Origin of the sequence: Halorubrum trapanicum, assembly GCF_017873555.1 — an archaeon.
GTDB lineage: Archaea > Halobacteriota > Halobacteria > Halobacteriales > Haloferacaceae > Halorubrum > Halorubrum trapanicum.
The window spans coordinates 18,112-32,535 of record NZ_JAGGKE010000004.1 but is presented as its reverse complement, the minus strand read 5'-3'; the positions used below and the strand labels follow the sequence as shown (position 1 = coordinate 32,535).

At 69.6% G+C, this 14,424-nt stretch carries 10 protein-coding genes; 2 read left to right on the top strand and 8 right to left on the bottom strand.

Annotated elements, in window-relative coordinates; all coding sequences use genetic code 11:
- Positions 1–26: 26 nt before the first annotated feature.
- A complete protein-coding gene (locus J2744_RS06175) occupies positions 27–749 on the bottom strand; it encodes a DUF6517 family protein (RefSeq protein ID WP_209545762.1) in 723 nt (240 codons plus the stop codon).
- A gap of 157 nt (positions 750–906) precedes the next feature.
- On the opposite strand from J2744_RS06175, the gene J2744_RS06170 reads away from it, so the two are divergent.
- Entirely contained in the window at positions 907–1,902 is a 996-nt protein-coding gene (locus J2744_RS06170) for a radical SAM protein (RefSeq protein WP_209545760.1), read from the top strand.
- A 642-nt stretch (positions 1,903–2,544) separates the two neighbouring features.
- Positions 2,545–2,841 carry a DUF7130 family rubredoxin-like protein gene (locus J2744_RS06165; RefSeq protein WP_209545759.1) on the top strand — a complete coding sequence of 99 codons (297 nt, stop codon included), beginning with the start codon at positions 2,545–2,547 and terminating at the stop codon, positions 2,839–2,841.
- A gap of 447 nt (positions 2,842–3,288) precedes the next feature.
- Here J2744_RS06165 and nreA read toward each other — a convergent pair whose 3' ends face one another.
- From nreA to J2744_RS06130, 7 genes are all read right to left on the bottom strand, one after another.
- The gene (gene nreA, locus J2744_RS06160; RefSeq protein ID WP_209545757.1) at positions 3,289–4,614 is read right to left on the bottom strand and encodes a DNA repair protein NreA; all 1,326 of its coding nucleotides are present in this window, start codon (positions 4,612–4,614) and stop codon (positions 3,289–3,291) included.
- 99 nt (positions 4,615–4,713) lie between these two features.
- Positions 4,714–5,709 (bottom strand): transcription initiation factor IIB, encoded by a 996-nt coding sequence (locus J2744_RS06155; RefSeq protein WP_209545756.1) that lies wholly within the window; start codon positions 5,707–5,709, stop codon positions 4,714–4,716.
- Between the two features lie 78 nt (positions 5,710–5,787).
- Complete coding sequence (locus J2744_RS06150) at positions 5,788–6,909, bottom strand: TorD/DmsD family molecular chaperone (protein WP_209545755.1); 1,122 nt, start codon at positions 6,907–6,909, stop codon at positions 5,788–5,790.
- A 12-nt stretch (positions 6,910–6,921) separates the two neighbouring features.
- Entirely contained in the window at positions 6,922–8,112 is a 1,191-nt protein-coding gene (locus tag J2744_RS06145; RefSeq protein WP_209545754.1) for a 4Fe-4S dicluster domain-containing protein, read from the bottom strand.
- Positions 8,113–8,178: 66 nt separating this feature from the next.
- A complete protein-coding gene (locus J2744_RS06140) occupies positions 8,179–11,703 on the bottom strand; it encodes a molybdopterin-dependent oxidoreductase (protein ID WP_209545753.1) in 3,525 nt (1,174 codons plus the stop codon).
- 219 nt (positions 11,704–11,922) lie between these two features.
- Complete coding sequence (locus J2744_RS06135; RefSeq protein WP_209545752.1) at positions 11,923–13,674, bottom strand: P-loop NTPase; 1,752 nt, start codon at positions 13,672–13,674, stop codon at positions 11,923–11,925.
- Positions 13,671–14,372 carry a molybdopterin-guanine dinucleotide biosynthesis protein B gene (locus J2744_RS06130; RefSeq protein ID WP_209545751.1) on the bottom strand — a complete coding sequence of 234 codons (702 nt, stop codon included), beginning with the start codon at positions 14,370–14,372 and terminating at the stop codon, positions 13,671–13,673. Before J2744_RS06130 ends, J2744_RS06135 begins: the two co-directional genes overlap by 4 nt.
- Positions 14,373–14,424 lie beyond the last annotated feature (52 nt).

Sequence of the window (14,424 nt, the reverse complement as noted above, 5' to 3'; positions counted from 1 at the left end):
GGGACAGCAGCGTCCGGCGAGCGCCGTTAGTTCTCCTCGTTCGGTTCGTGTTCGATCCCGTTCATCATCCGGCGGACGTTCTCGCCGTCGCTGAACGCGGCCGGGTACGCCGCGAGCGGGAGCACGAAGTCGTCCTCGACGCCGACCGGCTCGCCGATGTGAAGCTCCAACTCGGTGCTCGCACCCGTCCCCTCGATCTCGCCGTCGGCCGTGTACACGACGACCGCGGCGTCGGAGCCGAGCACCTCGGTCGAGTACTCCGACCCGCGTTCGAGGTCGCCGACGCCCTCGTAGCGGCTCAGGATGAGGTCGGCGCGCTCACGGGTGCTCAGCTCGGCGATCGGGTTGAGCGCCTGCCCGAGCACCCGGATCTGCGGCGTCGTCACCGCGGCGAAGACGGCGGCCTGGTAGCGCTCGCCGAACAGCTCGACGGCCTTGTCGTACTCCGCGACGGTGTTCGTCACGCGCACCTCGCGGGTCTGGCCGCCCACCTCGACCTCCCGAGAGAGCGTCTCGTCGGACACCTCGTTGAGTTGGTAGCCGCTCTCCGAGAGGGTGGCGTCCCCGACCGTCGCGGTGCCGGCGGCGAACGCCGCCGGCTCGCCGCCGGTGGCGACGTCGAGCGCGGTGCAGCCGGCGAGGCTCGCGAGTCCGACGGCGCCCGCGAGTCCGAGCGCGCCTCGACGGGTGGTCGCGTCGGTCGTCGAGCGGTTCTCGTCGGCGGAATCGAACGTCTCACCGGTGTTCATGGCTCCACGTCTCGGTGGCGGGGGTACATACTTTGTGTTCAGCCCGGTCGCCGCTCGGCGGGCGGTCGAATCGCTGAATCCGCCCCCGTGCTAACGGCTCTCCCGGGACCGCGCGGTTCGGACGCTTTTTGGGGCCGCGGCCGGTAGAGAGGGGTAGATGATCTCCAAGGGCTGTGAACAGTGCGCCAAGGGCGGGAAGATGGTGCTTTTCGTCTACGGGTACTGCGACCAGCGGGACTGCTTCTACTGCCCCCTCGGAGAGAACCGGAAGAACGTCACCGACGTGTACGCCAACGAGCGGAAAGTCGAGTCCGACGCGGACGTGATCGAGGAGGCCAAGCGCATGAGCGCGCTCGGCACCTCGATCACGGGCGGCGAGCCGCAGGAGGCGATGGCGAAGACGACCCGGTTCCTCGAACTGCTGAAAGACGAGTTCGGCGAGGACCACCACACCCACCTCTACACCGGGATCACGGGCGGCCGCGAGAACATGCGCCGCCTCTCGGAGGCCGGACTCGACGAGATCCGCTTCCACCCGCCGGTGGAGCTGTGGGGCGACATGCACGGCACCGAGTGGGAGGAGATCCTGTATATCGCCCGCGAGGAGGGACTCACGCCCGCCTTCGAGATCCCCGGCATCCGCGCGGAGCCGGAGTTCGTGGAGTTCCTCGACGAGGGCGCCGCCGAGTTCTGTAACATCAACGAGTTCGAGATGTCCGACGGCAACTACCGCCGGATGCAAGAAGAGGGGTTCGAGCTGCAGGAGGGCCACATGTCCGCGGTCGAGGGGTCGAAAGACGCCATCCTCGAGGAGATGGCGAGCCACGAGCAGGTGTACTTCTGTACCTCCGTGTTCAAAGACGCCGCCCAACACCGCAACCGCCTCAAGCGGATGGCGAAGAACATCCGCCGCGAGTTCGACGAGGTGACCGACGACGGCACGCTCGTTTACGGGAAGGCGTTCGCCGACGCCGACCGGTTCGAGGCGCTCGGCGTCCCCGAGGAGTTCTACACCGTCAAATCCGACCACGTCGAGGTCGCGTGGTGGCTCCTCGAGGAGATGGTCGAGGACGGCGACTTGGCGGAGGGAGAAATCGTCGAGCAGTACCCGACCGTCGACGGCACCGTCGTCGAGCGCACGCCGGTCGCTTGAAGCGGTCGTTTTCGGGCTTCTGCGTCGATTTTTGGTTCGTCGTCTGATTAAATCGCCACCCCGGAGCCACCGGTCTGCTGTGCGGTGGCGTCGCCGGCGGCTCTGCCGCCGGCTGCAAGAGGCGCAACGCGCCTCCCTGCGCGCCTGCGAGCGCCCGGCAGGGCGCTCGTCGGCACGCGCGAGGTCGCCGGCGCTACGCGCCGGCTGCCAGAGGGACCTCCGGTCCCTCGCTGGAGTCGGCCGACCGGAGCGAAGCGGAGGGAGGCCGACGAGGCTGGGGAGGTGTGAGGTGCTGTACGGGGCGGGATTCGAAGGGGCAGTCGCCGGCGGCGAAGCCGCCGGCTGCCAGAGACGCGTAGCGTCTCGCTGCCGCGAGGACGAAGACGCGCGACGCAAGGACCGCAGGCGCGAACGGAGTGAGCGCCGAGGACCGTGGTTCGAGAGAGCAAAGCTCTCTCGTCATCACGAGACGCCTTCGGCGTCTCGAACGACAGCGAGCGCATCGAGTCCTCGTGGCTGGGGCTTCGGAGATGTCCACAACCGATCAGTCGTCGGCACGATCAGTCGCTGCCATCGCTCTCCGGTGTGTGTGTCGCGCCACCAACTATCACAATTATAAGTGATAAACACGTACTGTCGCGCATGGCCTCCGAAGAACCCGTATTCGCCGACGTGAGCATCGGCCAATCGGTGTACGACGAGGACGGCGAGAAGCTCGGGTCAGTCCGCGGCGTCGACGACGACGGCTTCTACGTCTCCTCGCCGTCCGGCTCAGATCCGCTGGCGCTGACCGACGCCCGGGACGTGTTCGGCACCGCCTACGTGATGTGGCGCTGTTGGGAGTGCGGCGAGATGGGCGAGATCGGCGAGGAGCTTCCGGACAACTGCCCCAACTGCGACGCGCCCCGCGAGGACCTGTACTACTGGGCCGAGGACTGATACGACGTGTCGGTGGATAGAGCCGGCGGTACTGACCGGTCGGTCGGTTACTGACAGCCGGGCTCTCCTACGGCCGACACCGTCGAATCCCCAGTTGCTCACTTATAAATGGATAACTGCGGATCGGCGGTGACCACCGCCAAAGCCCCAGCCGCGAGGGCTCGCGCGCCTCGTTGCGCGCCTCGCTCGTTCGCTCCGCTCACTCGCTACGGTGCTTACGTCGGCGTGCTTCGCCCTCGCGACTGCCCCTTTGAGTCCCGCCCGACCGCGACCGCAGCCTCACGCCTCCCCAGCCTCGTCGCGGCCGTTTTTAAACGGCCGCGACTCCCTCGCACGCGCTCCTCGCGCCCTTCGGGCGCTCGGAGGCGCGCGCCACCGCATCTCTCTTTATAAATAGACGACACCGATTCCACAGCCGTTTATAACTGACCGTCGCCGCCTGCCGGTTCAGTCCGCGTCCACGAAGTCCGCGAGGTTCGCCTGAAGCCCGGCCGCCATCGTCGATTTCCGCCGGAGTCGACCGAGCGAGACGGGGAGCTGCTCGGCGACGCCGCGGACCGCCTCGCCGAACGTCTCCGCGGTCCCGAGTTCGCCCTCGAAGGCGTTCCGGACCGCCTCGCGCACCTGCCACACGCCGACCGGTCCCCAGTAGTCGTCGGAGACGTGACGCAACACGAGCGCCTTCGCCTGCCGCCCGCGGTCGTCGAGGTGTTCGAGGACGCCCAGCCGGGACGCGTAGTAGGCGCCCGCCGTCTCCTCGACGTAGCCGGTTCGCCCCTCGCGGCCCTCGCTGGCGGCCGCGAGGTACACCCCCGCCTCGGGGTCGGGGTTCCAGATCGAGCCGGGCGATTTCATCTCGACCAGCTCGTACTCCCACTGCCCCGGCACGAGGATCACCCAGAAGGCGTTGCCGAGGTACTCGTTGCGGTGGACCTCGATCCGGTCGATCGTCGGATTGTCGCGGATCGACCCGCGGAGGAACTGCCCGACCGTGTCGTCGACGGCGGTTATCGACCAGCGCGTCGGGACGAGCCGGCGGTTCTCGCCCTGTCCGAGCGCGCCCGCCGAGAGGATCGTGTTGATCTCGTACACGTCGAACCCGCGGCGGTAGAGGTACGTCATCGCCCCCTCCGCGCGCCAGTCGTCGTCTTCGAGCGTCTTCTTCACCGGCCGGGGGACGTGCGGATTCTCGCCGAGGTCGGCGGTCCGGGCCGCGGCGCGCGGGCCGGTCGGGGTCTTGATGTCCTCCGTCCCGATATCGAAGTCGAGATCCGGGGTCCCGTTGAGTCCGATCTCCACGTCGACCGGGCGGTCCGCGATGGCGACCTCGCGTTGGACCCCCAGCCAGCCGTTCCACGCGTCGTGGACGCTCTCGGCCGGCCCGTCGCCGCCGACCGCCTTCACCCCGCCCGTCGCGCCCGCGTCCGCCACGTCGACCCCGCGCGTCGAGTTGAGCAGGCTGGTCCGTCGGTCGAACACGTCCGAAATCGAGACGCCCTCGTCGTACCACGCCGCGGAGGTCTCGAAGCTCGCGGCGCGCTCCTCGCGGCCGACCGGCGAGAGCAGCCCGGTCGAGACGTTCGGGTAGTCCGCGCGGCCGACGAAGATGGAGGGGGAGACGCTGCCGACGACCGCGTCGTCGGAGACGTGCTCGTCGAAGCGCCGCTCGAAGGAGTCGAGGTGATCGAGGATGCCGTAGTCCTTCTCCGCGGCGAGGCGCCGCCGCTCGGCGCGCTCGTTCGCCTCGAACTCGATGAACTCGTCGAGCCGCATTCGGATCGACGTTGGCGGCGCGGCGGCTTGAACGTTTCCGGCGAGCGAAAGGGATCAGACGAGAAGGGAACCGAGAGGAGACCGACCGCGTCGGCGTCGCTAACTGTGGATCCCCATCGCCTCGATCTGCTCTTGGTACCGGTTCCGGATGGTGACCTCGGTGACCTGCGCGACGTCGGCGACCTCGCGCTGGGTCTTCTTCTCGTTACAGAGCAGCGAGGCCGCGTAGATGGCGGCCGCCGCGTAGCCGGTGGGCGACTTCCCGGAGAGCAGTCCCTGTTCGGCGGTCGTCTCGATGATCTCGTTGGCCTTCGACTGGACCTCCTCGCTCAGCTCCAGCTCCGAGGAGAACCGGGGGACGTACTTCTTCGGGTCGACCGGTCGCATCTCCAGGCCCAGCTCCTGGGAGATGTACCGGTAGGTCCGGCCGATCTCCTTGCGGTCGACCCGCGAGACCTCCGAGATCTCCTCGAGGCTCCGGGGGATCCCCTCCTTTCGGCAGGCTGCGTACAGCGCGGCCGTGGAGACGCCCTCGATGGACCGCCCCCGGATCAGGTCCTCGTTGAGCGCGCGTCGGTAGATGACCGAGGCGACCTCGCGCACCGACCGCGGGACGCCCAGCGCCGAGGCCATGCGGTCGATCTCCGAGAGCGCGAACTGGAGGTTACGCTCGCCGGCGTCCTTCGTCCGAATGCGCTCCTGCCACTTGCGCAGGCGGTGCATCTGCGACCGCTTCTTCGAGGAGATGGAGCGCCCGTAGGCGTCTTTGTCCTTCCAGTCGATCGTCGTCGTCAACCCCTTGTCGTGCATCGTCTTCGTCGTCGGGGCGCCGACGCGCGACTTCTCCTGTCGCTCCGAGTGGTTGAACGCGCGCCACTCCGGGCCGGGATCGATCTGTTCGTCTTCGATGATCATTCCCGTCTCCTCGTGTATCAACTCCCCGTCGGCCGTCCGGGTGAGATCCTCCGGATCGAAGTCCTCTGGATCCAGTTCGTCGACGTCCTCGACCTCCTCGACGTCGATCGCGTCTTCCTCGGCGTCCTCGTCCCCCACGCGCTGCCGGTCGTGATCCCGTTGCCGGGTGGGCCGTGTCATCGCATTTATATGCTATCGAAATGGTTTAACTTAAAAGTTCGTTACTATGTGAGGGTGTGACAATCCCTGGTGCCGCGGTCAGTTCGACGGCGGCTCGCTCGGCAGCCCCTCGGACGTCCGTGTCTCGTCCTCGGCGGCGTCGGCGGCGCCCCCGGCGTCCGCGTCAGGGGTTTCGCTCGGCGGCTTCGGCGTCTCTCCCGGCGGCGCGGCGCGCTGGCCGGGCGAGCCGGTGAAGTTCTCGCGGCCGGCGGCGCCGCAGCCGGTCGCGGCCGGGTGGTCGTTCGGTTCGCTCGCGCTCGACCCGTTGCCGCCGGTGCCGCAGCGCAGGTCGAGCCGGCCGTCGGCGTCGGTGTCGACGCCCGTCAGGCTCTCGACGGGACCGTCGGGCTGCTCCTCGAAGACCTCGGGTTCGACGCCGAACCGCTCGGTTTCCAGGTCGACGAACGCCCCCAGCGCGTCCGCGAGCGCGGGGAACGGTCCCCCGTCGGCCGCCTCGCGGACGTCGGCCGCGAACCGCGGCACCCACCGGCCGACGTGGTCCTCGAGGAACGCGGCCGTCGCCTCGGTGACGCGCTCGGCGCCCGTCTCGTCGCCGGTCTCGCGGAGGTACGCGCGCTGGGCCGCGAGGTGCGAACAGAACTCCAGCTGGACGGAGACCGCGTCGGCGCGGTCGCGCGCCCCGCCGGCGTTCTCCAGGCCGAACGCCCGGTAGAAGCCGGCCGCGTCGGCCATTCGGTCCGTGTTGACGGTGACGCCGCCGGGCGCGTACGCGACCTCGTAGCGGTCGACCGCGCCGTCGGTCTCGACCCCGAACGTCCGGGCGAACGTGCGTTCGAGTTCGGTCGGATCGTCCGGGAGGCGGTCGGTGACCGCGGCGGCGGCGTCGAGCAGCTCCCGCCGGCTATCGGCCCGCTCGGCGTCGCCCTCGTCGGCGTCGCCGTCGGCGATTTCCGCGGCCGCCTCCGCGATGACCTCGCCAAGCACGGTCGGGTCCGGATCGCGCTCCGCGTCGGCCGCGGTCGCCCGCGGGCGGTCGAGCGCGGTCGCGAGCGCCTCGTAGAGCCGCCCCCGGTGGACGTCCCGCTCGGCGGCGGGCGAGAGGTCCGCGTCCCAGCCGGCGGCCGCGGACTCGTCGCCGACCGCGGACTCGTCGTCGACACGCGCGCCGGTCTCGGTCTCGTCGTCGGTGTGGTCGGTCATCGGTCTGGGTGATCACGTCACGTCGAGCCGGTAGGCGTCGACGCCCTGCTCGAACTTGGGTCGCTCGGCGCGCGGTTCCTCCATCGGCACCTTCGCGACGGTGCGGCCGTTCTCGTCGTAGCCGATCGCCCGGTCTTCGGTCACCTCGAACTCCTCGATGCGCCACTCCGTGCTGCCCATCAGGTGGAGCAGGCCGCGGAGCTTCCGCTCCTCGGCGCGGCCGTCGCGGGCGCGGCGGTACGTCGCCTTCGCCTCCTCGACGCCCGGCCCGAACATCTGGTAGAGGTAGTCGTCCGGGACGTTGATCGGCGGGATGTAGTAGACGTTCGGCTCCAAGCCGAGCTGGGGGTACAGCGGCAGCGCCACCTCGGCCTCGTGGACGAGGTAGTCGATCGGGTTCGTCGGGTCCGCCTCCTCCGGCGGGTTCACCCAGCCGTGCTGGCGGATCTTCCCGAGGCAGTTCTCGAAGCACTGCGGGACGCGCCCCTGCTCGACCTTGGGGTAACAGCCGACGCACTTCTGGGAGTTCCCCTTCGCCTGGTTGAACACCGACTTCTTGTACGGGCACGCCTGGACGCACTGGAGCTGCGCCTGACAGCTCTCCTCGTCGATGAGGACGATCCCGTCCTGCTGGCGCTTGTAGATCGCCTGAACGGGACAGGAGCCGGCACAGCCCGCGTACGTACAGTGGTTGCACACCCGCGGGAGATAGAAGAACCACATCGGGTGCTCTTCCCCCTCGATGTGGGTGTCGCCCGCGAACGCCTCGCCCGCCGGCTCGTCCTCGCCGAGGTTCGGGTGCGCCCAGTCCTGGTCTTCCGGCATGTATCCCTCGACGTACCCCTCGTTGGCGATGTGCTCCTCGGTCGGGCTGGTCTCCTCCCAGTCGACGTCGTTGGCCTCCCAGATGGTGTCGCCGTCGTAGACGCCGTCCGAGCCCCACTCCTGGACGCCGAGCCGGTCTAAGATCTCCTGGTCCCAGCCGAGCGGGTGGGCGCCGTACGGCTTCGACTCGACGTTGTTCCAGAACATGTGCTCTTGCCCCTCGCCGTGGGTCCAGGTGGTCTTACACGAGAGCGTACACGTCTGGCACGCGATACACTTGTTGAGGTCGAAGACGGCCCCCCACTGTCGGTCCGGGCGGTTCTCGGCGTAGGGATACTCCATCTCGCGGCCGATCTGCCAGTTGTAGACGGTTGCCATTGGTCTGAGTTGGTGTGGTGGTGTCGTTCTGTGGTCGCGGTTCCGCAGCGTCGCGGCTCGCGGGCGTCAGTCGGACTCGGAGCGGCCGACGAAGCCGCCGTCGAGGTAGCTCTCCATGCGCTCGTCCTCGTTCGTCGGGCGGACGCCCTCCTCGACCGGACGCCAGTCGCCCTCGCCGTCGACGCCGCCGTCCTCCGCCTTCTCGACCTTCACGAACGCCTCCTTCGGGGCGCCGTTGGCGGCGTGGACGTCCGGCTCGAACCCGTGGTCGAGGTTGAGCCCGGCGAGGTTCTTCCGCGGCATCGTGTCGGTGAGCCACGTGCGGCGGAGCCACGTCGTCGTCGCCGACTGGTGGCCGCCCTGCCGGTACATCCCGACGTAGTTGGTGTCCTCGGCCTTCGCCATCCCGTCGTCGCGGCTCTCGGTCGCCTCGACCGACTTGTGGGAGGCGTTCGTCACGTTCATCCAGCTGCGGGTGACGCCCTGCGGGAGGCTCGGCTGGAACCGGACGCGCATCATCGCGCGGGCGACGTCGTAGGAGTCGTCGCTCTCCTCCCAGTCGGGGTACGGGCGGTCCTGCGGGTCGGCGTCGACCCACACGTAGTCGCCGTCGGTGAGCCCCTCCGCGAGCGCGTCGGCGGGGTTCATCTCGATGTACCCCTCGCCGAAGTACGGCTGCCGCTGGTCGTTCCGGTTCATGTCGCCGAAGTTCGACCACCACACCGCGATGTTCGGCAGGTCGCTGCCGAACGAGTGGGTGCCGTGGCGGTACTTCGGCGTCATGTACACGTACTCGTACCCCTCGTCGAGGTCGTTGAGCGGGTGGCTGCTGTCGGTCAGTTCGTCGGGCGACCGGACCACGTTCCGCACCTGGCGGTCGTTGCTGTCTTCGACCTCGTCGCCGTCCCACCCGCGGTCCTCGGGCGTCTCGGGGTCGATCACCGGGCTGTCGCTGTCGTCGACGATGACGTTCGGCTCGTACGGCGTCGCGTCCATCGGCTCCCGGTGGAGCGGGATGTTCTCGCCGGCCTCGGTGAACTCCGTCTCCTCGCGGAAGAACTCCAGCCGGCCGGTCTTGGTGTACCACGGGTCGTCGTCGAGCGTCTGCTCGTTGCCGACGTGTTTCGGGTACGACCGCGTCATGATGATCGCGGGCGTCCCCTCGCGGGCGTCTTCGAGCAGGTTCTCGACGTCGTACCCCGTCACCGTGTTCGAGTGGTCGACGATCCGCTGAAGGTACGGCTTCGCGCGGTGCTCCTCCTCGTCGATGAACTGCCAGTACGCCTCGAACCGGTCGTCGCCGGTGATCGCCGCGAGCTTCTCGGCGACGCCCTGGTAGTGTTGGGCGTCGTTGCGGGTGTCGTAGATCCGGTCGATCCCCGTCTTGGGCATCGTCGTGATAAAGGGGTTGGTGACCGAGGCGGTCATGTCGTGGACGTGGTGTTCCGCCCACGAGTCGGCGGGGAAGACGATGTCCGAGTACTCGCAGGTCATCGTCCACCACCACTCGTTGGTGAAGAACGCCTCTATCTTCCCGTTCCGGAGCATCCGCTCGATGATCTTGTAGGCCCCCTTCGCGTTGCCGAGGATGGAGTTCGACCCCGACACCCAGATCGACTTCGTGGGCGTGTGCATGTGCGAGTCGCCCTGGAAGTACTCGCCGTCGACCTTCAGCGGCTTGTCGAGGTTGGTGTAGAAGTGCGCCGAGTGCATGCCGTACCGCTGGTCGACGGTCGCCTCGGCGTCGGGGTCGGACTCGATGTCGAACGGACTCTCCTTCGTGTACTGTTCGAGTCCGTTGAAGTAGGCGGCCCGGTAGTTCCCGGAGTAGGACCCCACGTTGCCGGTCTGGTAGCCGACGTTGCGCGTGAGCGACGCCACGAGGAACACGGCCCGGTCTTTCAGGTCCGCGTTCGCGTAGTGGTTCGGTCCCATCCCCGTGAGGATCAGCGTCTCCTCTTTGTTGTCGGCGATGTCGGTCGCGAGGTTCTCGACCGCCTCGGGCTGGGTCCCGGTCACCTCGGCGGTGCCCTCGGGGTCCCACGTCTCCGCGAGGTGCTCGCGGATGAGGTCGAAGACGGTCCGCACCTTGACCGTCTCGCCGTCGGCCAGCTCGACCTCGAAGCTCCCCTCGATCGTCGCGGACACGTCGAAGTCGTCGCCGACGTCGTCGCGGGTCACCGGCTCCAGCTCGCCGGTCTCCTCGTCGCGGACGACGAAGTCGCCCCACTCGTCGCGGAGCTGCTCGTCTATCACCTGCTCGGCGATGTCGGTCCGGCCGGCGGTGGGCCGGTCGCCGTCGTCGCCGACCGTCTCGGTCTTCTCTAGGTCGGCCGGCTCGTAGTCCGCGAAGGCGTCGCTCGCGCGCAGCAGGCGGGTGTCGTCCATCCGAACTAACAGCGGCAGGTCGGTGTTCGCCCGGACGAACTCGGGGTCGTAGCGGTCGTTTTCGATCAGCTCGCGGGCGACGCCGAGGAAGAGCGCCGAGTCGGTGGCGGGCCGAACCGTGACGACCTCGTCGCACTTCGAGGCCGTCGCGTTGTAGTCGGTGAAGACGCCGGTGAGCTTCGTCCCCTTCACCTTGGCCTCGGTGAGCCAGTGGCAGTCCGCCATCTTCGAGGTGAGGTAGTTCATCCCCGCGACGACGAGCTGGTCGGCGTGCTCGACGTTCGCGAGGTCGAAGTCGACGGTCTGCTGGCCCGTGACCATCGTGTGGCCCGGGGGCAGGTCGGTGTGGAACGAGTAGTTGTCCAGCCCCATCGCGCCGACCGCCTCCTCTTCGTCGACGTCGCGGACGTAGTTGTCCAGAAGCGCCATCGAGTTGGCGTTCCGGTACTGGCCGAACAGCTTGATCAGGCCGAGCAGCGGCATCCCGCCGCGGAACTTCATCGACCGGACGCCGGCGCCGTCCATCTCCTCGACGATGCGCTCGTCGTACCCCTGTTCGAGCAGGCTGTTCGCGCCCGACTCGCCGGAGTAGTGGGTCGCCAGCTCGACGAGTGTCTTCGCCGCCAGCTCGTACGCCTCGTCGAAGTCGACCTCGACGAAGGCGTCCTCGCCGCGGTTCGCGTACTCCTCGGGCATGGAGCCGTCGGGGTTCCGCGGGAAGCCCTCTTCGACCCACTCGCGGAAGCCCTCGCGGACCATCGGGGCCTGGACGCGCCGGTCGCTGTAGAACCGCTCGACCATCGCCAACCCCTTGTTACAGACGCGAGGGTCCCAGCGCTGGGAGGCCTGGTTCCCCTGGAGGTCGGTCGCCTCGCCGTAGTTCATCGAGGGACCGAGCCGCGTGATCTGCCCGTTTTTCACGCTGGCTTCGAGGTAGCAGTTGTGCGTGTCGTTGGGCGTACAGGTGAGCATGAAGGAGTCGTCCCGGCTCCACACCTCCCGGTACTGCGACTCCCACTCCGCGTTCGGGTACGCCTCGAAGGGACTCCGCCGGCCCGGGAACGGCCCGGGGTCGTCACCCATCGTGAGACGGGTGCTGCCGAGGTAGCCCGCGGCGCCGATGCCGGCGACGGCGCCCGCCGCGGTCAACACGTCGCGCCGGCTGACCTCGCCGTCGCTCTCCTCGTCGTCGGCACGACTCATCCGGACCACCCCCGCCGAACCGCCGGGGCGTCGGGTCCTCTCCACCCGTACCGGACCGATCGGTTCCAGGTCATCGCATCCGTGACGGAGGACCGCCCGGCGATTATAACGGCCCTTCAGTTCCTGTACCGTGACAGGTCTGGTGAACGTCTTCGGTGTGATTCACTTAAACGATCGACGGGGTCCCGAACGACGGCGCCGACCGCGGCGGGCCGACCGTCAGGCCGAACCGGCGTCGCCCTCGACGCGCACCACCGACCGGTCGTCGTCGACCGGTTCGACGTCGACAGCGAACTCGTCGTCGAGCGCCTCGCCGACCCGGTCGTCGCCCCGGTCGACGAGGAGCGGCCGCGGGCCGTCCGGGGCCGCCCCGGCCTCGATGAGCGCCTGCTGCTCGCGGAGCCGGTCCGGCAGCCCGCTGATGTCGACGGCGTCCTCGGGCACGTCCGACCCGGCGTCGTCGAGGAATCCCGTCACTGCGGCCCGGAGGTCCGAGAGACCGGTCGCGGTCGCGTCCGCGAGCGCGTCGAACTCGAACCCCGCGGGGTCGCGGAGGGCGGCGTCGAACGGGAGCGAGACGAGCGCCGGGTCGCCGTTCGCCTCGGCGACGAGGTCGGTCGGGTCGCGGTCGCCCGCTGTTTCTGCCTCCGGCTCGCCGTCTCCTCCCGCCTCCTCCCCGCCCTCAGCCGCGTCGTCACCGACCGCCTCGCTCTCGCGGGCCTTGTTCTCGACCACGGCGGCGACGGGCACGTCGCGGGCGTCGAGCAGGCCTATCGTCCGGGTGACGTTCCGGACGCTCACGTCCGAGGAGGTCGTCACGGCCACCGCGCCGTCGACGGGGACCCGCGAGAAGACGGTGTGGCCCACGTCGCCGACGCCCGGCGGGAGGTCGACGAGGAGCACGTCGAGGTCGCCCCAGACGGCCTCGCCCAGCAGGTCCGCGAGCGCGTCGTGGGTCATCGCGCCGCGCCACGCGGTCGGGCGGTCGCCGGAGACCAGGTCGATGCTCACGATCCGCATTCCGTCCGCGTACGCGGGCGAGGGGCGCCCCGTGGGCGTCGAGACAACTGGGTCGCTCGCGCCGAGGTACTCGGTGAGGTCGGGCGCCTGGAAGTCGGCGTCGAACACGCCGACGTCGAGTCCCGCCTCGCGGAGCGCGCGGGCGAGCGCGATCGTCACCGTGCTCTTGCCCGCGCCGCCCTTCGCGCCGGTGACTGCGAGGACGCGGTCGACGCCCTCGGGGCTGAGCTCCCCCTCGACGCGGCTCCGCTCCGGACTGTCGATCCGGACGTGGTCGACGCCCTCTATCGCCAGCCCGGCCCCGCGGACCTGCTCGCCGACCGCGGTCGCGACCGCGGGGGCGAGTCCGCCCGCGTCGAGCGTCGCCGTCACCACGCCGTCCCCGACGGTCAGGTCCGCGAGCACCTCGGCGGAGACGGGGTCGCCGCGCGGCGTGTCGATCGACCGGATCTCGCGGACCATCCGGTTCTGGATCCGCTCGGCGTCCGGCAGGTCGGCCCCGCCGGCGCCACCGGGCGGAGAACCGCTCCCCTGCGGTCCCGCGGCACCGCCGGGCGGTCCGCCGCCACCGCTTCCCGGCGGCTCGCCAGCGCTACCCGGTGGTCCACCGGCTCCGCCCGGCGGAGAACCGCCGCCTTGCGGTCCGCCAGCATCGTTCTCCAGCGCCGGGTGGTTCCGCGGCAGGGCGCCCTTCCCGGTCTCCGCTAAGTCGATCGGCCGGTAGTTCCGGTTCGGGTCGTCGGTCGGCGGCGCCTCGCGGGTCTCAACGCCCGGCGGCCCGCCGTCGTCGCCGTGAGCGTGGCCGTCACCGTGATCGTGGTCGTGGCCGTCGCCGTCACCGTGGCCGCCGGCGACATCGCCGTCGCCGGCGTCCCCGTCAGCCCCCCGCTGCGACTCCTCGTCGGTCGTCGCGTCCGGTTCCTCCGTCTCGTCGCGCGTGTCGTCGCTCATTTGTCGTGGGTGTCGGTCGCGTTCGGTTCGGCCGCGTCCGGCTGGCCGAGCGATTCCGGCGGGTCGACGTCGCGGACCGCCTCGCGGACCGTGTTGAACGGGTCGTCACCCTCGGCGACGATCTCGCCGGCGACCGTCTCCAGGTCGGCGTCGCCCGCGAGGACGGTCGGGATCGGTACCTCGGCGAACCCCTCGACGACCACGAGGTCGTGGCCCGCGGCCGCGAACCGGTCGATCGCCTCGCGGAGCGCGGCCCGCTTCCGCGCGTCGGCGCCGCCGATCTCTTCGGAGCCGTCATCCTCCTCGGAGCCGTCCTCCTCGTCGAAGTCGACATCGCCGACATCGCCGTCAGGGCCGGTCCCGTCGGGGTCGTGCGGACTGACCTCGAAGGCGTGTTGCGGCGTGATACCGACCGTCGCCGCCGCGCCCGCGGTCCGGTGGCGGTGCGTGTCGGTCCCCGGCTCGTCCGGCTCGATCGCGTGGTGGATCGATTTCACCGTCGCCACGCGCTCCCCTTCCGCGGCGAACGTGTCGACCAGCCGCTCGACGAGCGTCGTCTTCCCCGCGCCGCTCGGTCCCGCGACGCCGACGACGACCGGCAGCGGGTCGGCGTCGGGTGATCGGTCGGCGGCCGCTCGCGAGTCGTCGGCCGGCGCTCCGTCCTCAGTCGCGGTTCGGTCGCGGGCCGTGGGGTTCATGGGTCGTTCTCCGTGGGGTTCATGGGTCGTTCTCGTGGGGTTCGTCGGTCTC